Origin of the sequence: Paraburkholderia unamae (assembly GCF_003096875.1) — a bacterium.
Classification (GTDB): Bacteria; Pseudomonadota; Gammaproteobacteria; order Burkholderiales; family Burkholderiaceae; genus Paraburkholderia; species Paraburkholderia unamae.
In genome coordinates this window covers 34,076-47,574 of record NZ_QEOB01000047.1, presented here as the reverse complement: position 1 = coordinate 47,574, position 13,499 = coordinate 34,076, and the positions used below count along the sequence as shown (strand labels likewise).

The window sequence follows — 13,499 nt, the reverse complement described above, 5'->3', positions numbered from 1 at the left end:
CGTGAACTGCACCCCGTGAAAGACAAACCCTAAACCCCGCAAGGCGGACACTTGAACTTGGCCGGAAAGCGGACATCTGAAAATGGCTTTGACATAAGAATGTTCGCAAACATCAACGACACCGGCAAACAGCCCCCAAAACCACCCACCAATCAAACCCACCCAGGACTCACGCCTGTGAACCGCATGAAAGTCCGCACAGCGCGCCCGTGCGTATCGTCATCAACCGGGTGCGAATTCGAAAGCGACGCGCCACGCGCCGCACCACAATCGGAATCATGCCTCGCAGACGATTCCCTTCGCACCCGGAGCCCCGACATGTACGTTCGACTTCTCGCACCATCCCTCATCGCCACGGGCGTGTTCCTGATGATCGGTGCGGCAACGCCGGGCGACTCCGGCTTGCGTGCGGCGTTCGTTGAGGTTGGCGGTCAGACGGAGTTGCCGCTCGAACGTGTCGCGCTGGGTATCGGCGAGGCCGCATCGCGCCATTCGCGCGCGCATGACGCGCCCGCCGAGGCGATACCGGCTGAGGCGATTGAATCGACGGATGCGACTGAACCCACCCGCGCGGCACGCGGGCAACGCAAGCGTCTCATGCGCCTGCAAGCCACGCCCGCCGTGCGGCGCGTGCGTGGCGACTACAAGTACTGGACTTGAGCGTACGCATCGCGCGTGTTCACGGCTCCATGGCGATATACCGCGACACGAACACCACGAACAGCCCGCATTTCACGACACATTCCACGAGCGAGAGCCAGAACGCGAGACGAAAATTCGCGTATTCGGCAGGCAGCGCGGGCGCGACGGCAAGCACGCTGAGCGCACAGAGAAAAACGAATACCCCGCGTGCCGTCGCGCCGCCCTTGAGCACGCGAAACACGATCGCAAGCCAGATCAACGTCGATACCGCGAGCGCCGCGCGCTCCAGGTCGTCAGCCGCGCTCCAGTACGCAACGGGCAACTCAACGAGCGCCCAGAGCGCCGAAAATTTCACGAGCCTGCGGGTCCACGCACCGTTGAGCCCGGCCGCCATTGCGTGGCTTGCACCAGCCGTCCCACGCCCGCGCAGCCACGCCGCGAAACTGGCGAACTCAGGCGCGTCGCCCATCGTGCGCGCGTCGGCGGCGGCGCGTTTCAAAGCATCATCGTGATTCATAGTCGTGTCTCCACACCGTGATTGCCGCGCCTCTCATCAATGAGGCCCGGCCGCTCGGTCATTGCGTTGCAGTATCGGGGCGTGCGGCAGCACCGGTGTTGTCAACGCACGATGCCTTTCAGGATTCGCACGCTCATCTGCGCCACCAGCCCACGCGTGGACAACGCCGCTCGAAAGCCCCCGCGCGCATTGCCGTGCGATTTCGAAATCGCCGTCCATGCGCCGCAAGCTGCGGCCACGCGAACACGTCACCCTTCGCACACGTGGCGTCCTCCCTCGCCGCGAAGGAATCGACATGGCTAGCGACAAGAAAACAATCCGCATCTATACGGAACCGGCGGGCGGCTGGGGCGCATTACGCGCCACGGGCGAAGCGCTCGCGCTTCAGGGCGTGGCAGTTTCCGGCGCTCGCACGCTGCTGCGCATGAACCAGCCCGAGGGTTTCGACTGCCCCGGCTGCGCGTGGCCCGATCCGAAGCACACGTCCTCGTTCGAGTTCTGCGAGAACGGCGCGAAGGCCGTGGCCTGGGAGGCCACGGACAAGCGCTGCACGCCCGACTTTCTCGCCGCGCACAGCGTGAGCGAGCTCGCCGCGTGGGATGACTACGACCTCGAAATGGCCGGCCGCCTCACCCACCCCATGCGCTACGACGCCGTCACCGACCGTTACGTACCCATCGGCTGGGACGAAGCGTTCGCGCTGATCGGCGCGCACCTCAACGCGCTCGAAAGCCCGAACGAAGCGGACTTCTACACGTCGGGGCGGGCTTCGAACGAGGCCGCGTTTCTCTATCAACTGTTCGTGCGCGAGTTCGGCACCAACAACTTCCCCGACTGCTCCAACATGTGCCACGAAGCGACCAGCGTGGGCCTGCCGCAGTCCATCGGCGTGGGCAAAGGCACGGTGCTGCTGGAGGACTTCGAGCACGCGGACGCCATCTTCATCTTCGGGCAGAACCCCGGCACCAACAGCCCGCGCATGATGAGCGACCTGCACGCGGCCTCGCGGCGCGGCGCGAGCATCGTCTCGTTCAATCCGTTTCGCGAGCGCGCGCTCGAACGCTTCGCCGCGCCGCAGAACCCGATCGAAATGGCCACCTTCAGTTCGACGCCCATCAGCACCTGTCTCTATCAGGTGAAGGTGGGCGGCGACGCGGCCGTGCTCAAAGGCATGATGAAAGCGCTGCTCGACATGGACGACGACGCGGTGGCGCACGACCGCCCGCGCATCCTCGATACCGAATTCATCGCGGGCCATACGCTGGGCTTCGAAGCGCTCGAAGCGGACTTGCGCGCGACGTCATGGGAATCGATCGCCGCCCACAGCGGCCTCGCGCAGGCGGACATCGAATCGGCCGCGAGCCTGTACGCGGCGGCAAAGAACGCGATCCTCGTCTACGGCATGGGTATCACCCAGCATCACTGCGGTACCGCCAATGTGCAGCAGGTCGCGAACCTCGCGCTCATGCGCGGCAACGTGGGTCGCCCCGGCGCGGGCGTGTGCCCCGTGCGCGGCCATTCGAACGTGCAAGGCAACCGCACGGTCGGCATCACGGAAAAGCCGTCTGCGGCCCTCATCGACGGCATCGAGCGCGCCTTTGGATTCCGGCCGGGCGCCGAGCATGGCCGCGATGTCGTCGCGACCATCGAGGCCATGCTCAAGGGCGAGTCGAAGGTCTTCATCGGGCTGGGCGGCAACTTCGCGGCGGCGGTGCCCGACTGGCCACGCGTGCAGGCGGCCATGCGCGGCCTCGCTCTCACGGTGCACATCGCGACCAAGTTCAATCGCAGCCATCTCGTGCATGGCAAGGACGCGCTGATCCTCCCCTGCCTCGGCCGCACCGAAATCGACGTGCAGGCGAACGGCCCGCAATCGATCACGGTGGAGGATTCGATGTCGATGGTGCACGCCTCGGCGGGCCGCAACCCGCCGGCCTCGCCGGAGCTGCGCAGCGAGCCCGCGATCGTCGCGGGCATCGCGCGCGCCACGCTCGGCGCGCGCACGCGCGTGCCCTGGGAGCACATGGTGGCCGACTACGACCGCATTCGCGAGGCCATCGAAATCGTCTTTCCCGCGTTCCAGGCGTACAACGCGCGCATTCGCGTGCCGGGCGGTTTCTATCTGGGCTCGACCGCGCGCGATCGCATCTGGGCGACGTCCACGGGCAAGGCCAATTTCCTCGTGTTTCAGGGGCTCGACGAAGACCCCGCGCACGGCGACCCCGACGCGCTCTGGCTCACCACCATGCGCAGCCACGACCAGTACAACACCACGCTCTACTCGCATTCGGACCGCTATCGCAGCGTATTCGGCCAGCGCGACGTGGTGTTCGTGAACGCCGGGGAACTGCGCCGCCGCGAGATGCAAGAGGGCGAGCGCGTGGATCTCGTCGCCCTGTCGCGCGACGGCGTCGAGCGCGTCGTGCGCGGCCTGATGCTCGTGGAATACGCGTTGCCCGACGGCTGCTGCGGCGCCTACTACCCCGAGGCGAATCCGCTCGTGCCGCTCTATGCCTATGACCCGCAAAGCCGCACGCCGTCCTATAAGGGCGTGCCCGTGAAGATCCGGCGCGCCGCCGCCGCGCAACAAGGAAGCCGCCATGGAGTTCTTTGACACCCTCGCCCTCTCGCGCCTGCAATTCGCCTTCACGGCCATCTTCCACATTCTCTGGCCGATCCTCACGATCAGTCTCGCGGCCTTCGTCCTGCTGGTCGAGGCGCTGTGGCTGCGCACGGGCGATCTCGCGTATTACCGTCACGCGCGCTTCTGGTCGAAGCTGCTGATCCTGAACTTCGCCGTGGGCGTGGTGAGCGGCATTCCCATGGAGTTCCAGTTCGGCACCAACTGGGCAGGCTTCGCGCAGTTCAGCGGGCAATTCATCGGCAACATTCTCGGCTTTGAAGGCGCGATGGCCTTCATGCTCGAAGCGGGCTTCATCGGCGTGATGCTGCTCGGCTGGGATCGCGTGCCGCGCGGCGTGCATCTATTCGCAACAGCAATGGTCGCGTTCGGCTCCAGCCTCTCCGCGTTCTGGATCATGGTCGCGAACTCGTGGATGCAGACGCCGGCGGGCGTCGAGGTCGTCGACGGCAAGATCGTCGTCACGAGCTATCTGCACGCGATCTTCAACCCCGATGTCGCATGGGGCGTGGGCCATATGTGGGTGGCCGCGATCGAAACGGGCATGTTCGTGGTCGCGGGCATTTCCGCGTGGCAAATGCTGCGCGGGCGTCATGCCGAATTCTTCGCGCGCTCGTTCAAGCTCGCGCTCGCGGTGCTGCTCGTCGCAGCGCCCTTGCAGGTATGGCTCGGCGATTCGAGCGGCGTGAGCGTGTTCGCCACGCAGCCCGCCAAGGGCGCGGCAATCGAAGGCCACTGGCACACCAATGCGCCTGGCACGGGGGCGTCGTGGTCGCTGCTCGCCTGGCCCGATCAGGACGCGCAGCGCAACGACTGGTCGATCGAGGTGCCGGGCCTGTTGAGCGTGCTGGGCACCCACACGCTGCACGGCACCGTGAAGGGGCTCGCCGACTTTGCGCGCGAGGACCAGCCGCCCATGCTGCCGCTGCTCTACTACGCGTTTCGCGTGATGGCGGGCATCGGCTTTCTGTTCGTGGCGCTCGCGCTGTGGACCGCCTGGTGCCTGCGGCGCGCGCGCGGCAGCCTCGACGCGCTGCTCCAGCGCCGCTGGCTGCTGGGCGCGTGGGTGGCCGCGATCCCGCTGCCGTATATCGCCGTCGAGGCGGGCTGGATCGTGCGCGAGGTGGGCCGCCAGCCGTGGGTGGTCTATGGCCTGCTGCGCACGCGCGACGCCGTGTCGGCCGTGCCGCCCGGCCATGTCGCCGCCAGCACCGTCATGTTCCTCTGCTTCTACCTCGTGCTGATCGTCACGTTCTTCCTCCTCGCGCGCCGCTGGCTGCGCACGGGACCGGATCTGCTCATCGCCCCGGCGCGCGCCGCATCGCAACCCGCCGATTCATACACCACGGTGGGCTGAAGCCGCCGCCTCCCGCTGATGAACGAAGGAATCCTCATGGAAACTTCCACGCATGTCATGCTGGCCTATACCTGGTTCAGCCTCATCGGGCTCATGCTCGCGTTCTACGTCGTCACCGACGGCTTCGATCTCGGCGTCGGCATCCTCACGCTCCTGCGCCGCGAGCGCACCGATCACGACGTGATGGTCGCCTCGATCGGTCACGTGTGGGACGCCAACGAGACCTGGCTCGTCGTGGTGGGCGGCGCGCTGTTCGGCGCCTTTCCGCTCGCCTACGCCCTCCTCCTGCAAACGCTGTACGTGCCCGTGATGGTGTTGATCGCGGGCCTCATCATGCGGGGCGCGGCCATCGAATTCCGCCACAGCGCGACGCGCGGCGCGCTATGGGACCGCGTGTTCGGCGTCGGCAGCCTCGTGGCGGCCACCGCGCAGGGCGTCATCCTCGGCAAGGTCATCACCGCGCTCGAACCGGGGCCCGTGAGCGCGCTCTTCGTCGCCTGCTCGGCGGTGGGCGTGGTCGCGGGCTACAGCCTGCTGGGCGCAACCTGGCTCGTCCAGAAGACCCAGGGCGCGATCGAACGGTGGGCGCGCGGCGCGGCGCGCGTGTACGCCGTGGTGTGCGTGGCGGCGGCGCTCGCGCTGAGCGCCGCGACCTGGCTCTACAGCAGCGTGGGCCACGACCGCTGGTCGCAAGCGCCGGTCGTGCACGTGCTTGGCGCGCTCGGCCTGCTCGCGGCGCTGGCCTTCGTCGCGATCCTGGTCGGCTTGCGGCGCGCGGCGGTGGGCCTGCCGTTTCGCGCCACCATCGCGATGTTCCTGATTTCGTTTCTGGGTCTCGCCATCAGCCTCTTTCCCGACTTCGTGCCGGGCAAGCTGCGCATTCTCGACGCCGCTTCCGATAGCGCGACGCTCACCTTCATGCTGACCGGCATCGGTTTCGTGTTCCCCATCATGATCGGCTACAACCTCTACCAGTACTACATCTTCCGCGGCAAGGTCGGCGTGCCCACGCATGCGGAGGAAAAAGCGTGAAACTTGGGCGTTCGTTCTGAACGCCCAATGAAAGAGGGGCGCTCCGGTGGAGCGCCCCTCTTTTCACATTCGCGACCTTCATCGTTTGCGGCTTCGACTGCCTTGCACCTTGCATCGCGCCGAGCGCGGCTTCCGCCTCAAGCGCGCCCCGCTTCGTCGAGAACGACGCTATGGATCATCGCGTCGGCGTTGAGCGCCTGCGGTCGCATCGGGCGCGGGCGATAGACGTCCTCGCCGCGGCGAATCTCGCGCCCGCTCACCGCGCACACGCCCGAGCGGCGCGCGCGGGTGCGGTACCACTCCTGATCGCAGTACGCGCAACGCGAGGGGTCGCGCCAGGCGAGCGTCACGCGCGTGGCGGTGGCGCGCTCCAGCACGCGGATCGTGAGGCCGGGCACGGGCTTGTCGGCGCTGCGGCGCGACGCGGGCTTGCGCGCCGCCGGAACGGGGTTGCCGGGGCACGTCTCGCCCGACAACAGCCCAAGCAGGCCAATCGTCATTTGCCACGGGTCGACAACTTGCGTTTGCGCTTCCATAGTTCGGACTCCTGTTATTACCGCATTCAACTTTGCTGTGGATTCTAGGATCTCGCTGCGCCAACGTTCGATTCTCGGCAGCAGCGTCAATGGTCAAGCATCAGGCCGGGAGCGGTTCCGCTTCGATGCCGGCAAACCCGTGCGGAAGCTCGAAACCGGATGCGCGTGCGGCGGGCGACGGGGGCATCGCCGTTTCCCCCTTCGGCTCGTGCGCCGCATCCGTGGCAAGATGACCAAGCAGATACTGCGTGCTGTGCGCCATGAAGCGCACGAGGTCGCTATCGAAGCCCATGGTTGCTTTTCCTCCAGGAACAAGGCGTCTCGCCCACGAAACGCTTGAAGACGGTCGTGAAGTGCGCCTGTGAGCGAAAGCCGCAGGCGAGCGCGACGTCGAGCACGTTGTGCTGCGAGCCGAGCAGCAGCGACTGTGCGTGGTCGATACGCCGGCGCAGCAGGTATTCATGCGGGCGCAGGCCGCTTGCCTGGCGAAACTGCGCCGCGAAGTGCATGCGCGTCAGGCCGGCGCTCTGCGCCATGTCCGCGAGCCCGATGGGGTCGCCGAGATGGGCGTCGACGTAATCCATCACGCGCGTCATGCGCCATTTCGGCAGCTCGGCCGCGGCGCGCGCGCTGCGCGAGGTTCCCGCGTACTGGCGGCTCACGAGGCGCGAAACGATGGCGAGGCTCACGCTGTCCGTAAAGACCTTGCCAAGCGCGGCGTCGTTGGTCTGCGAAACGGCCAGCGCCTGGCTCAGCCGTTCAATCGCGGGGTCGCGCAGCAAGCGGCCGTCGCCGAGCACGAGGTCGCCGTTGTGCGCGTGCTCGAACAGGTCCGCGTAGCATTCGTCGAGCACTTTTTGCGTCACGTACAGATGCAGCACATCGCATGGCGACGAGAAACACGCCCGCGCGGCCACGCCGGGCGCGCCCACGTGCGCGACGCCCGCCGACACGCGCCCGCGAATCAGCGGACGCGCGCCGTAGTCGAAATCGACCACGGTGCACTTGAGATTGAGCGCCACGCAATGCATCGACGCATGCCCGTCGCTCACGACATCGAGCGGCACGCGCGGCTTGCGCGACCAGCGCAGGACCTGCATCTCGGGCGACGATTGCAGCTTGCCGCCCGGCACGCGCCATTCGGTTTCCGCGTCGATCGGCTGGCGCGCCGCGTGCGGCGGCAGAAGACAGTCGGACAGATTGCTCATGAGATTCGCTCCTTTCTCGCCGCCGTCGTGTCGAAGTGCCGACCTGAAGCGCCGCGAAGATGAGTAATGTGATCAGGCTCCACGTTACCCGACGAATATCGCGCCCACTAGTCGTACAATGGATTGCGCCTTTGGCGTGAATGTTTGAGGCACTCATACCGACGTTTAACCCAATGCCCGCCGGAATATCCGGTAGTACGAAGCGAAGGCCGAGGCGCCCCGCGCACGCCCTGTTTCCGGCGGCCGTTGATTGGCGGCGCACCGTTCCACTCATACCTTGGTATGAGCCGCCGATAAAAAAGCGTGCTAAAGAGCAAAGAGAAATGCCGTGAACGACGGCGCGCCCGGTCATTCGCGCAATAGCGGAAATCGGCGGGCGTGCAAGCGTGGAAAACAGGGAATATTACGGGCGCTGCAATTCAGGATTCGTCGGCGGACGTGCTAATGCCAAGCGTCTTCGCCTTGAGCACGAAATCGGCGAATGAATTCGATTCCATTTTTCGCATCGCCTGGCCGCGATGAATCTTCACGGTGATTTCGCTCAGGTTCATTTCGGCGGCAATCTGTTTATTGCGCAGCCCCGAGGCCACCAGCGCCATCACTTCGCGCTCGCGCTGCGTGAGCGATCCATAGCATTTGCGCAGGTCCGAAACGGAGCGATCGGCGCTGCGCCGCTTTTCATCGGCCGCGAGCGCGTGATCGACGGCGTCGAGCATGTCCTGATCGCGAAACGGCTTGGCGAGAAAGTCCGTTGCGCCCGCCTTCATGGCCTTGACCGTCATGGCAATGTCGCCGTGCGCGGTCATGAAGATGATGGGAATGCGCAGATCGGTCTCGGCAATCTGCTCCTGCACCGCAAGGCCGCTCTGGCCTTTGAGGCGCACGTCGAGAATCAGGCAGCTCGGCACATCGGGCCGCTCGAAAGCGAGAAATTCGCGCGCCGAGGCGAACATCTGCACCGGCAGATCGACGGAGCGCAGCAAGGTACCCACGGCCTCGCGCATCGACTCGTCGTCATCGACCACGTAGACGAGCCGGCCCGGCGCCACGCCCCCTGCATCGCGCTGAACATTCATGTGACGATCTCCTCTTGTGCGGATTCCAGCGGCAGTGTAATCAAAAAGCGCGCACCGGGAGCCGCCGCCGCGTCAAGGCCGATGCTGCCGCCATGCGCTTCGACGATCGAGCGGCAGATCGACAATCCCATGCCCATGCCGTTGGCCTTGGTTGTAAAGAACGGATTGAACAGGCGTTCGCGATCTTGCTCGCCGATACCGGGGCCGGAATCCTCGATACTCAACTGCACCTCCTGTTCGTTCAACATTTGGGTTGCGACGACAACGCGGCGCGGCGCGCCCTCGCGTTCGGCCATCGCCTGCACCGCATTCATCAGCAGATTGATGACCACCTGTTGCAACTGGACATTATCCGCATGAACGAGCGGTTTTTCACGCGAGCGCTGCACGTCGCAGCGCACGCCGTTGCGCTGGAATTCGCGCGCCATCAGTTCCACGGCTTCGTCCACGACGTCGTCCAGCGCGATGCGGGTGAAGGCCGCGGGGCGCTTTTGCGCCATGGCGCGTATCTGGCGCACGATCTCGTTGGCCCGCCGCGCCGACTTGATCATCTGCCCGATCGAGCGCGCCGCCTCCTCGACATCGGGCTCGACGCGGTTGAGCCAGCGCAGCGCCGCGTCGCCCGACGTGACCACGGCGGCCATGGGCTGCGTGACTTCGTGCGCCATCGAGGCCGCCATTTCACCGAGCGTGGTCATGCGCGTGACGTGCGCGAGTTCCGCCATCGAGCGCGCAAGCGCCTCCTGCGTCTGGCGCGAGTCGGTGACGTCCATGAGCGCGCCCACGTAGGCGAGATCGGTCGATGCGGGTGGCCCGAGATGCGCGACATAGTGCACGTATTTGAGCGCGCCGTCCGGCATCACCAGCCGGTACTCCAGATCGATCAGCGGCGCGGGCGTGTCGCCGCCGCGGTGCGCGGCCTCGACCTGGGCGCGGTCGTCGGGGTGCGTGCGCGCGAGAATGAGCGCAAGGCTTGGCGTCACCTCCGAAGCGGGGTCGTAGCCGAAGATGCGCCAGGCTTCGTTCGACCAGATCATCTCGCCGTTCTCGGGGGCGACGCCAATGCTGCCGGTCTTGCTCAGCCGCTGCGCGTCGACGAGGAAAGCTTCGCTGCGCGTGAGCGCGTCCTCCGCCCGCTTGCGCGCCTCGATATCGGTGTTCACGCCGTACCAGCGGCGTACCGCCCCGCTCGCGTCGCGTTGCGGCTCGGCGGCGATATGCATCCAGCGGTAGCGCCCGTCGCGCTGGCGCACGCGCGAGAGATTGTCGAGCGGCCGGCCGGAAGTCACCGAGGCCCGCCAGTCGCCGCGCATGCGGCTCAAGTCGTCCGGATGCACGAGACCCGCCCACAGGTCCGCGCCCCGGTCCTTCGTGTCGATGCCGGACTCCTGCCAGCGCCGGTTCACGAACATCACGTCGCCTTCGTTCGAAGCGCTCCAGACCATGCCCGGAATCGCGTCGATCGCCGCGCGCAATTCCTTCTGCTGCTCCGCGAGTTCCTCGGCCATCTGCTTTTGCAGCGTGATGTCGTTGTTCGTCGCGAGGATCGCGCGCGGCTCGCCCTTGGCGTCGCGCCACACGGCCAGCCGGCTCATGACGCTCACGGCGCGCCCGTCGCGGCGCACGCGTTGCAGTTCGCCCGACCAGTGGCCGTTGCTCAGCAGCGTGGCGTAAATCTCGTCGAGCGGCGCGGCCGCGTGCGTTTGCGTGAGATCGTGGATGCGCTGGCCGACGGCTTGCGCCGCGCTCCAGCCATAGAGCGTTTCGGCGCCGTGATTCCAGAACGTGATCTTGCCGCCGAGGTCGTAGACGAGGATCGCGTCGTGCGTGAGGTTGAGCATGTCGATCTGCTCGTGCAATTGCGCGGTTTTCGCGAGATTGCGCAACGAGAGGATCGAGGTCGAACCGATCGCGAGCAGGCTCACCACGCAACGCGCGATCGAGCTGCCGGTGTAGTCGCTGCCGTGCGAGAACAGGAATCCCGCCAGCGTGAGCACGCCGACGGCGACCGTGGTGCCCACCACGGCCATGCTCGATCCGCTCGACGCGACGAGCAGCACGACCACGACATAGAACACGGCAACGGCGATATCGAGCGGCGTGAACGCGTCGACGCAAAATACGCCGAGCGCAACGAGCGCGGCGAGCCAGAAAACAAGGCCCCCTTCGGGGCGATGTCGTGTGGCGTCGGAACGAATGAGGGTGGCGTTCAAGTGGAACGACTGAGTTTTTCCAGGCATGCGAGAATCGCATCCCCGTTGACCGGCTTGTCGAGAAAGCACAGCGCGCCATTGGCAAGCGCTTCCTTGCGCCGCGCCTCGGAGCCGAATGCGCTGATAAAGATAATGGGCGGGGCGGACGCCAGTTCGTTGAGCTTGCGCTGCATCTCGATGCCGCCCATGCCGGGCATCTGCACGTCGGAAATCACGCAGTTCACGTCGCCAAGGCGGCCGGAATCCAGAAATGCCTCGGCCGATGCATACACCCGCACATCGCAACCCAGCGACCTCAGCAGGCTGCAAGTCGCGAGACGCACGTTTTCGTCATCGTCGACGATGGAAACTATCATGGGGGTTTGCAAGCGAATGGTCCTCGTCCAGTACAGCATTTCGGGCGGGGCTCGAGAAGTGCTGACCGCTCATGTTCGTTATCTTAGACAGGAGCGTCGTCGAGTAACACTATATCTCGATGTGTGACAACTATATCTAAGTATAGAGCGGCTAACGTTTCACTCATCGGGCCTCAAGCGGTTTGCAACGGCGAGCGGCGCCGCGCTCACGCAAGCGCCATTTCCTGCGGCACGTGCTGCGGGAGCATGGCGGGCCGCGGCGCGCCGTGCAACTCGTCGCTCAGGCGTGCGAAAGCGAAATCAATGAAACTTCGCACCCGCATGGGCATGGGCGCGCGCCGGGGATAGCAGAGCAGCACCTTGCGGCGCTCGCTCACATAGTCGGGCAGCACGCTCACGAGCCGCCCCGTCGCGAGATCGCCGCGCACGAGATACTGCGGAAGCTGCGCAATGCCCACCCCCGCCCGGGCCGCATGCACGATCGCGCCCACCTCGTTGAACGTGGCGACCGCCGCGATCGGGCAACTGAGCGGCACGCCGCCCGCGGCGAACTCCCAGGCCTGCGCACGCGAACCACGCGAGCCCCGTAGCCCGATGCAGCGATGCCGCGCCAGTTCATCGGGCGTGCGCGGCGCGGCGCGCCGGCGCAGATACGCGGGCGCAGCGCATTGCACCAGCTTGAGCGTGCCGAGCGCGCGCACGATCCAGCTACAGTCCGGCTCCACGCCCACGCGCACGGCCACGTCGATCTGCTCGTCGAGCGTCTCGTTGTGGCGTTCGTCGATCGACACGTCGAATTCGATCTCGGGATGCATCTCGCTGAAGGCGGCGATGAGCGGCGAAAGCATGGTGCCCGCAATCACCGGCGGCGCGCCAATTCTAATCACGCCGCGCAGGTCCGCGTTCGAGCGGCACACGTCGCTCATGCCCGTTTCGATCAATTGAATCCCTTCGAGCAGCGGCGCGAAAAAGAGCGCGCCCTCCTCCGTGAAACTCACCTTGCGGGTGGACCGGTTCAAGAGCCGCACCTTGAGCGCGCCTTCGAGGTCGGACACGGCGCGACTGACGGCGGGCGTGGACAAGCCCGACACGCGCGCGGCTTCCGTGAAGCTGCCCAGTTGCCCGACAGCGATAAAAGCCTTGAGTGACTTGAACATGTCCATAGCGAGACTCTCCACCTGTGAATGGCGCCGTAGCGCATGCCGGGACGCGTGACCTGGCGACGAGGTGGATGATGGACAGCCCGGCGAGCCCGAGTGCGTGATTTTTGCCCGCGTTTTCAGATTCGAACGATGCCGTGCGCCCAACCTAAACCAAGGTATGGAACATCAATCGATGGTCTGAAACGCACATATCACGGGCTGATGGTGCGGGCGCAGGCGCGTTGCTATCGTTGGCAGGCAGGAACCCGACGAGAGAGACACGACCATGCAGACCTTTTCCGAAGCCTTGACGACCCACGGCGCGAACGCGCCCTCGCCGCTGCCCCCGCCCATGAGCGGCGAAGCACGCGAGCGCCTCATCGTCTGGATGCGCCAGAAGATGGCGCGCGCGGGCATCACGCTGGAGGCGCTGGAGCACGCGCTCATGGCCGACACGCGCGCCGCGCTGGCCGTGCAGTACCGCGACGCCTATGGCAATACGTGGGACGGCGCGGGCGCGACGCCGCCGTGGCTCAATCGCGCGGTGGCGGCGGGCCAGTCGATCGAGCATTTTCGCTGCGCGGGCGAGACGTATTGAAGGCCAACTGAAGGACAACTGAAGGGGCAACTGAAACGGCTCCCGAAGCCGCGCCCGGCGCTTAAGCGCAAACATTTTTACCCTGTGCAATCCTGTCGGGCGCGCATCGACGGGTGTTTTGAATTGAGCCGAACGCAATCGACATACCGGCGAATCACAACGGCGTGACGCACGCGCGACC

13 protein-coding genes are annotated in these 13,499 nt (G+C 65.9%); 5 read left to right on the top strand and 8 right to left on the bottom strand.

Annotated elements, in window-relative coordinates; all coding sequences use genetic code 11:
* The first annotated feature begins 318 nt into the window (after positions 1-318).
* Complete coding sequence (locus tag C7402_RS45150) at positions 319-660, top strand: hypothetical protein (protein ID WP_116615182.1); 342 nt, start codon at positions 319-321, stop codon at positions 658-660.
* Positions 661-679: 19 nt separating this feature from the next.
* Here C7402_RS45150 and C7402_RS45145 read toward each other — a convergent pair whose 3' ends face one another.
* The gene (locus C7402_RS45145) at positions 680-1,159 is read right to left on the bottom strand and encodes a hypothetical protein (RefSeq protein ID WP_116615181.1); all 480 of its coding nucleotides are present in this window, start codon (positions 1,157-1,159) and stop codon (positions 680-682) included.
* A 295-nt stretch (positions 1,160-1,454) separates the two neighbouring features.
* Here C7402_RS45145 and C7402_RS45140 point away from each other — a divergent pair, with 295 nt between their 5' ends.
* The 3 genes from C7402_RS45140 to C7402_RS45130 are packed head-to-tail and all read left to right on the top strand — an operon-like array spanning position 1,455 to position 6,189.
* On the top strand, positions 1,455-3,773 hold the full coding sequence (locus tag C7402_RS45140; RefSeq protein WP_116615180.1) for an FdhF/YdeP family oxidoreductase: 2,319 nt from the start codon (positions 1,455-1,457) through the stop codon (positions 3,771-3,773).
* Entirely contained in the window at positions 3,760-5,157 is a 1,398-nt protein-coding gene (locus C7402_RS45135) for a cytochrome ubiquinol oxidase subunit I (RefSeq protein ID WP_116615179.1), read from the top strand. The genes C7402_RS45140 and C7402_RS45135 overlap by 14 nt, the downstream gene beginning before the upstream one ends.
* 36 nt (positions 5,158-5,193) lie before the next feature.
* Entirely contained in the window at positions 5,194-6,189 is a 996-nt protein-coding gene (locus C7402_RS45130) for a cytochrome d ubiquinol oxidase subunit II (RefSeq protein ID WP_116615178.1), read from the top strand.
* 137 nt (positions 6,190-6,326) lie between these two features.
* On the opposite strand, the gene C7402_RS45125 is transcribed toward C7402_RS45130, so the two are convergent.
* The 7 genes from C7402_RS45125 to C7402_RS45095 all read right to left on the bottom strand — a co-directional run bounded on the left by C7402_RS45125 (position 6,327) and on the right by C7402_RS45095 (position 12,741).
* The gene (locus C7402_RS45125; protein ID WP_112177647.1) at positions 6,327-6,725 is read right to left on the bottom strand and encodes a DUF3331 domain-containing protein; all 399 of its coding nucleotides are present in this window, start codon (positions 6,723-6,725) and stop codon (positions 6,327-6,329) included.
* 100 nt (positions 6,726-6,825) lie between these two features.
* On the bottom strand, positions 6,826-7,017 hold the full coding sequence (locus C7402_RS45120) for a hypothetical protein (RefSeq protein ID WP_116615177.1): 192 nt from the start codon (positions 7,015-7,017) through the stop codon (positions 6,826-6,828).
* On the bottom strand, positions 7,004-7,933 hold the full coding sequence (locus C7402_RS45115; RefSeq protein WP_116615176.1) for a helix-turn-helix domain-containing protein: 930 nt from the start codon (positions 7,931-7,933) through the stop codon (positions 7,004-7,006). Before C7402_RS45115 ends, C7402_RS45120 begins: the two co-directional genes overlap by 14 nt.
* A gap of 419 nt (positions 7,934-8,352) precedes the next feature.
* Positions 8,353-9,009, bottom strand: a complete 657-nt coding sequence (locus C7402_RS45110; protein WP_116615175.1) for a response regulator transcription factor — start codon at positions 9,007-9,009, stop codon at positions 8,353-8,355.
* On the bottom strand, positions 9,006-11,249 hold the full coding sequence (locus C7402_RS45105) for a PAS domain-containing sensor histidine kinase (protein ID WP_116615174.1): 2,244 nt from the start codon (positions 11,247-11,249) through the stop codon (positions 9,006-9,008). Before C7402_RS45105 ends, C7402_RS45110 begins: the two co-directional genes overlap by 4 nt.
* Positions 11,219-11,617 carry a response regulator transcription factor gene (locus C7402_RS45100; protein ID WP_224045297.1) on the bottom strand — a complete coding sequence of 133 codons (399 nt, stop codon included), beginning with the start codon at positions 11,615-11,617 and terminating at the stop codon, positions 11,219-11,221. Before C7402_RS45100 ends, C7402_RS45105 begins: the two co-directional genes overlap by 31 nt.
* A 167-nt stretch (positions 11,618-11,784) precedes the next feature.
* Positions 11,785-12,741 carry a LysR family transcriptional regulator gene (locus tag C7402_RS45095; RefSeq protein ID WP_116615172.1) on the bottom strand — a complete coding sequence of 319 codons (957 nt, stop codon included), beginning with the start codon at positions 12,739-12,741 and terminating at the stop codon, positions 11,785-11,787.
* Positions 12,742-13,072: 331 nt separating this feature from the next.
* Here C7402_RS45095 and C7402_RS45090 point away from each other — a divergent pair, with 331 nt between their 5' ends.
* Positions 13,073-13,318, top strand: a complete 246-nt coding sequence (locus C7402_RS45090) for an H-NS family nucleoid-associated regulatory protein (RefSeq protein WP_112177675.1) — start codon at positions 13,073-13,075, stop codon at positions 13,316-13,318.
* Positions 13,319-13,499: the final 181 nt, after the last annotated feature.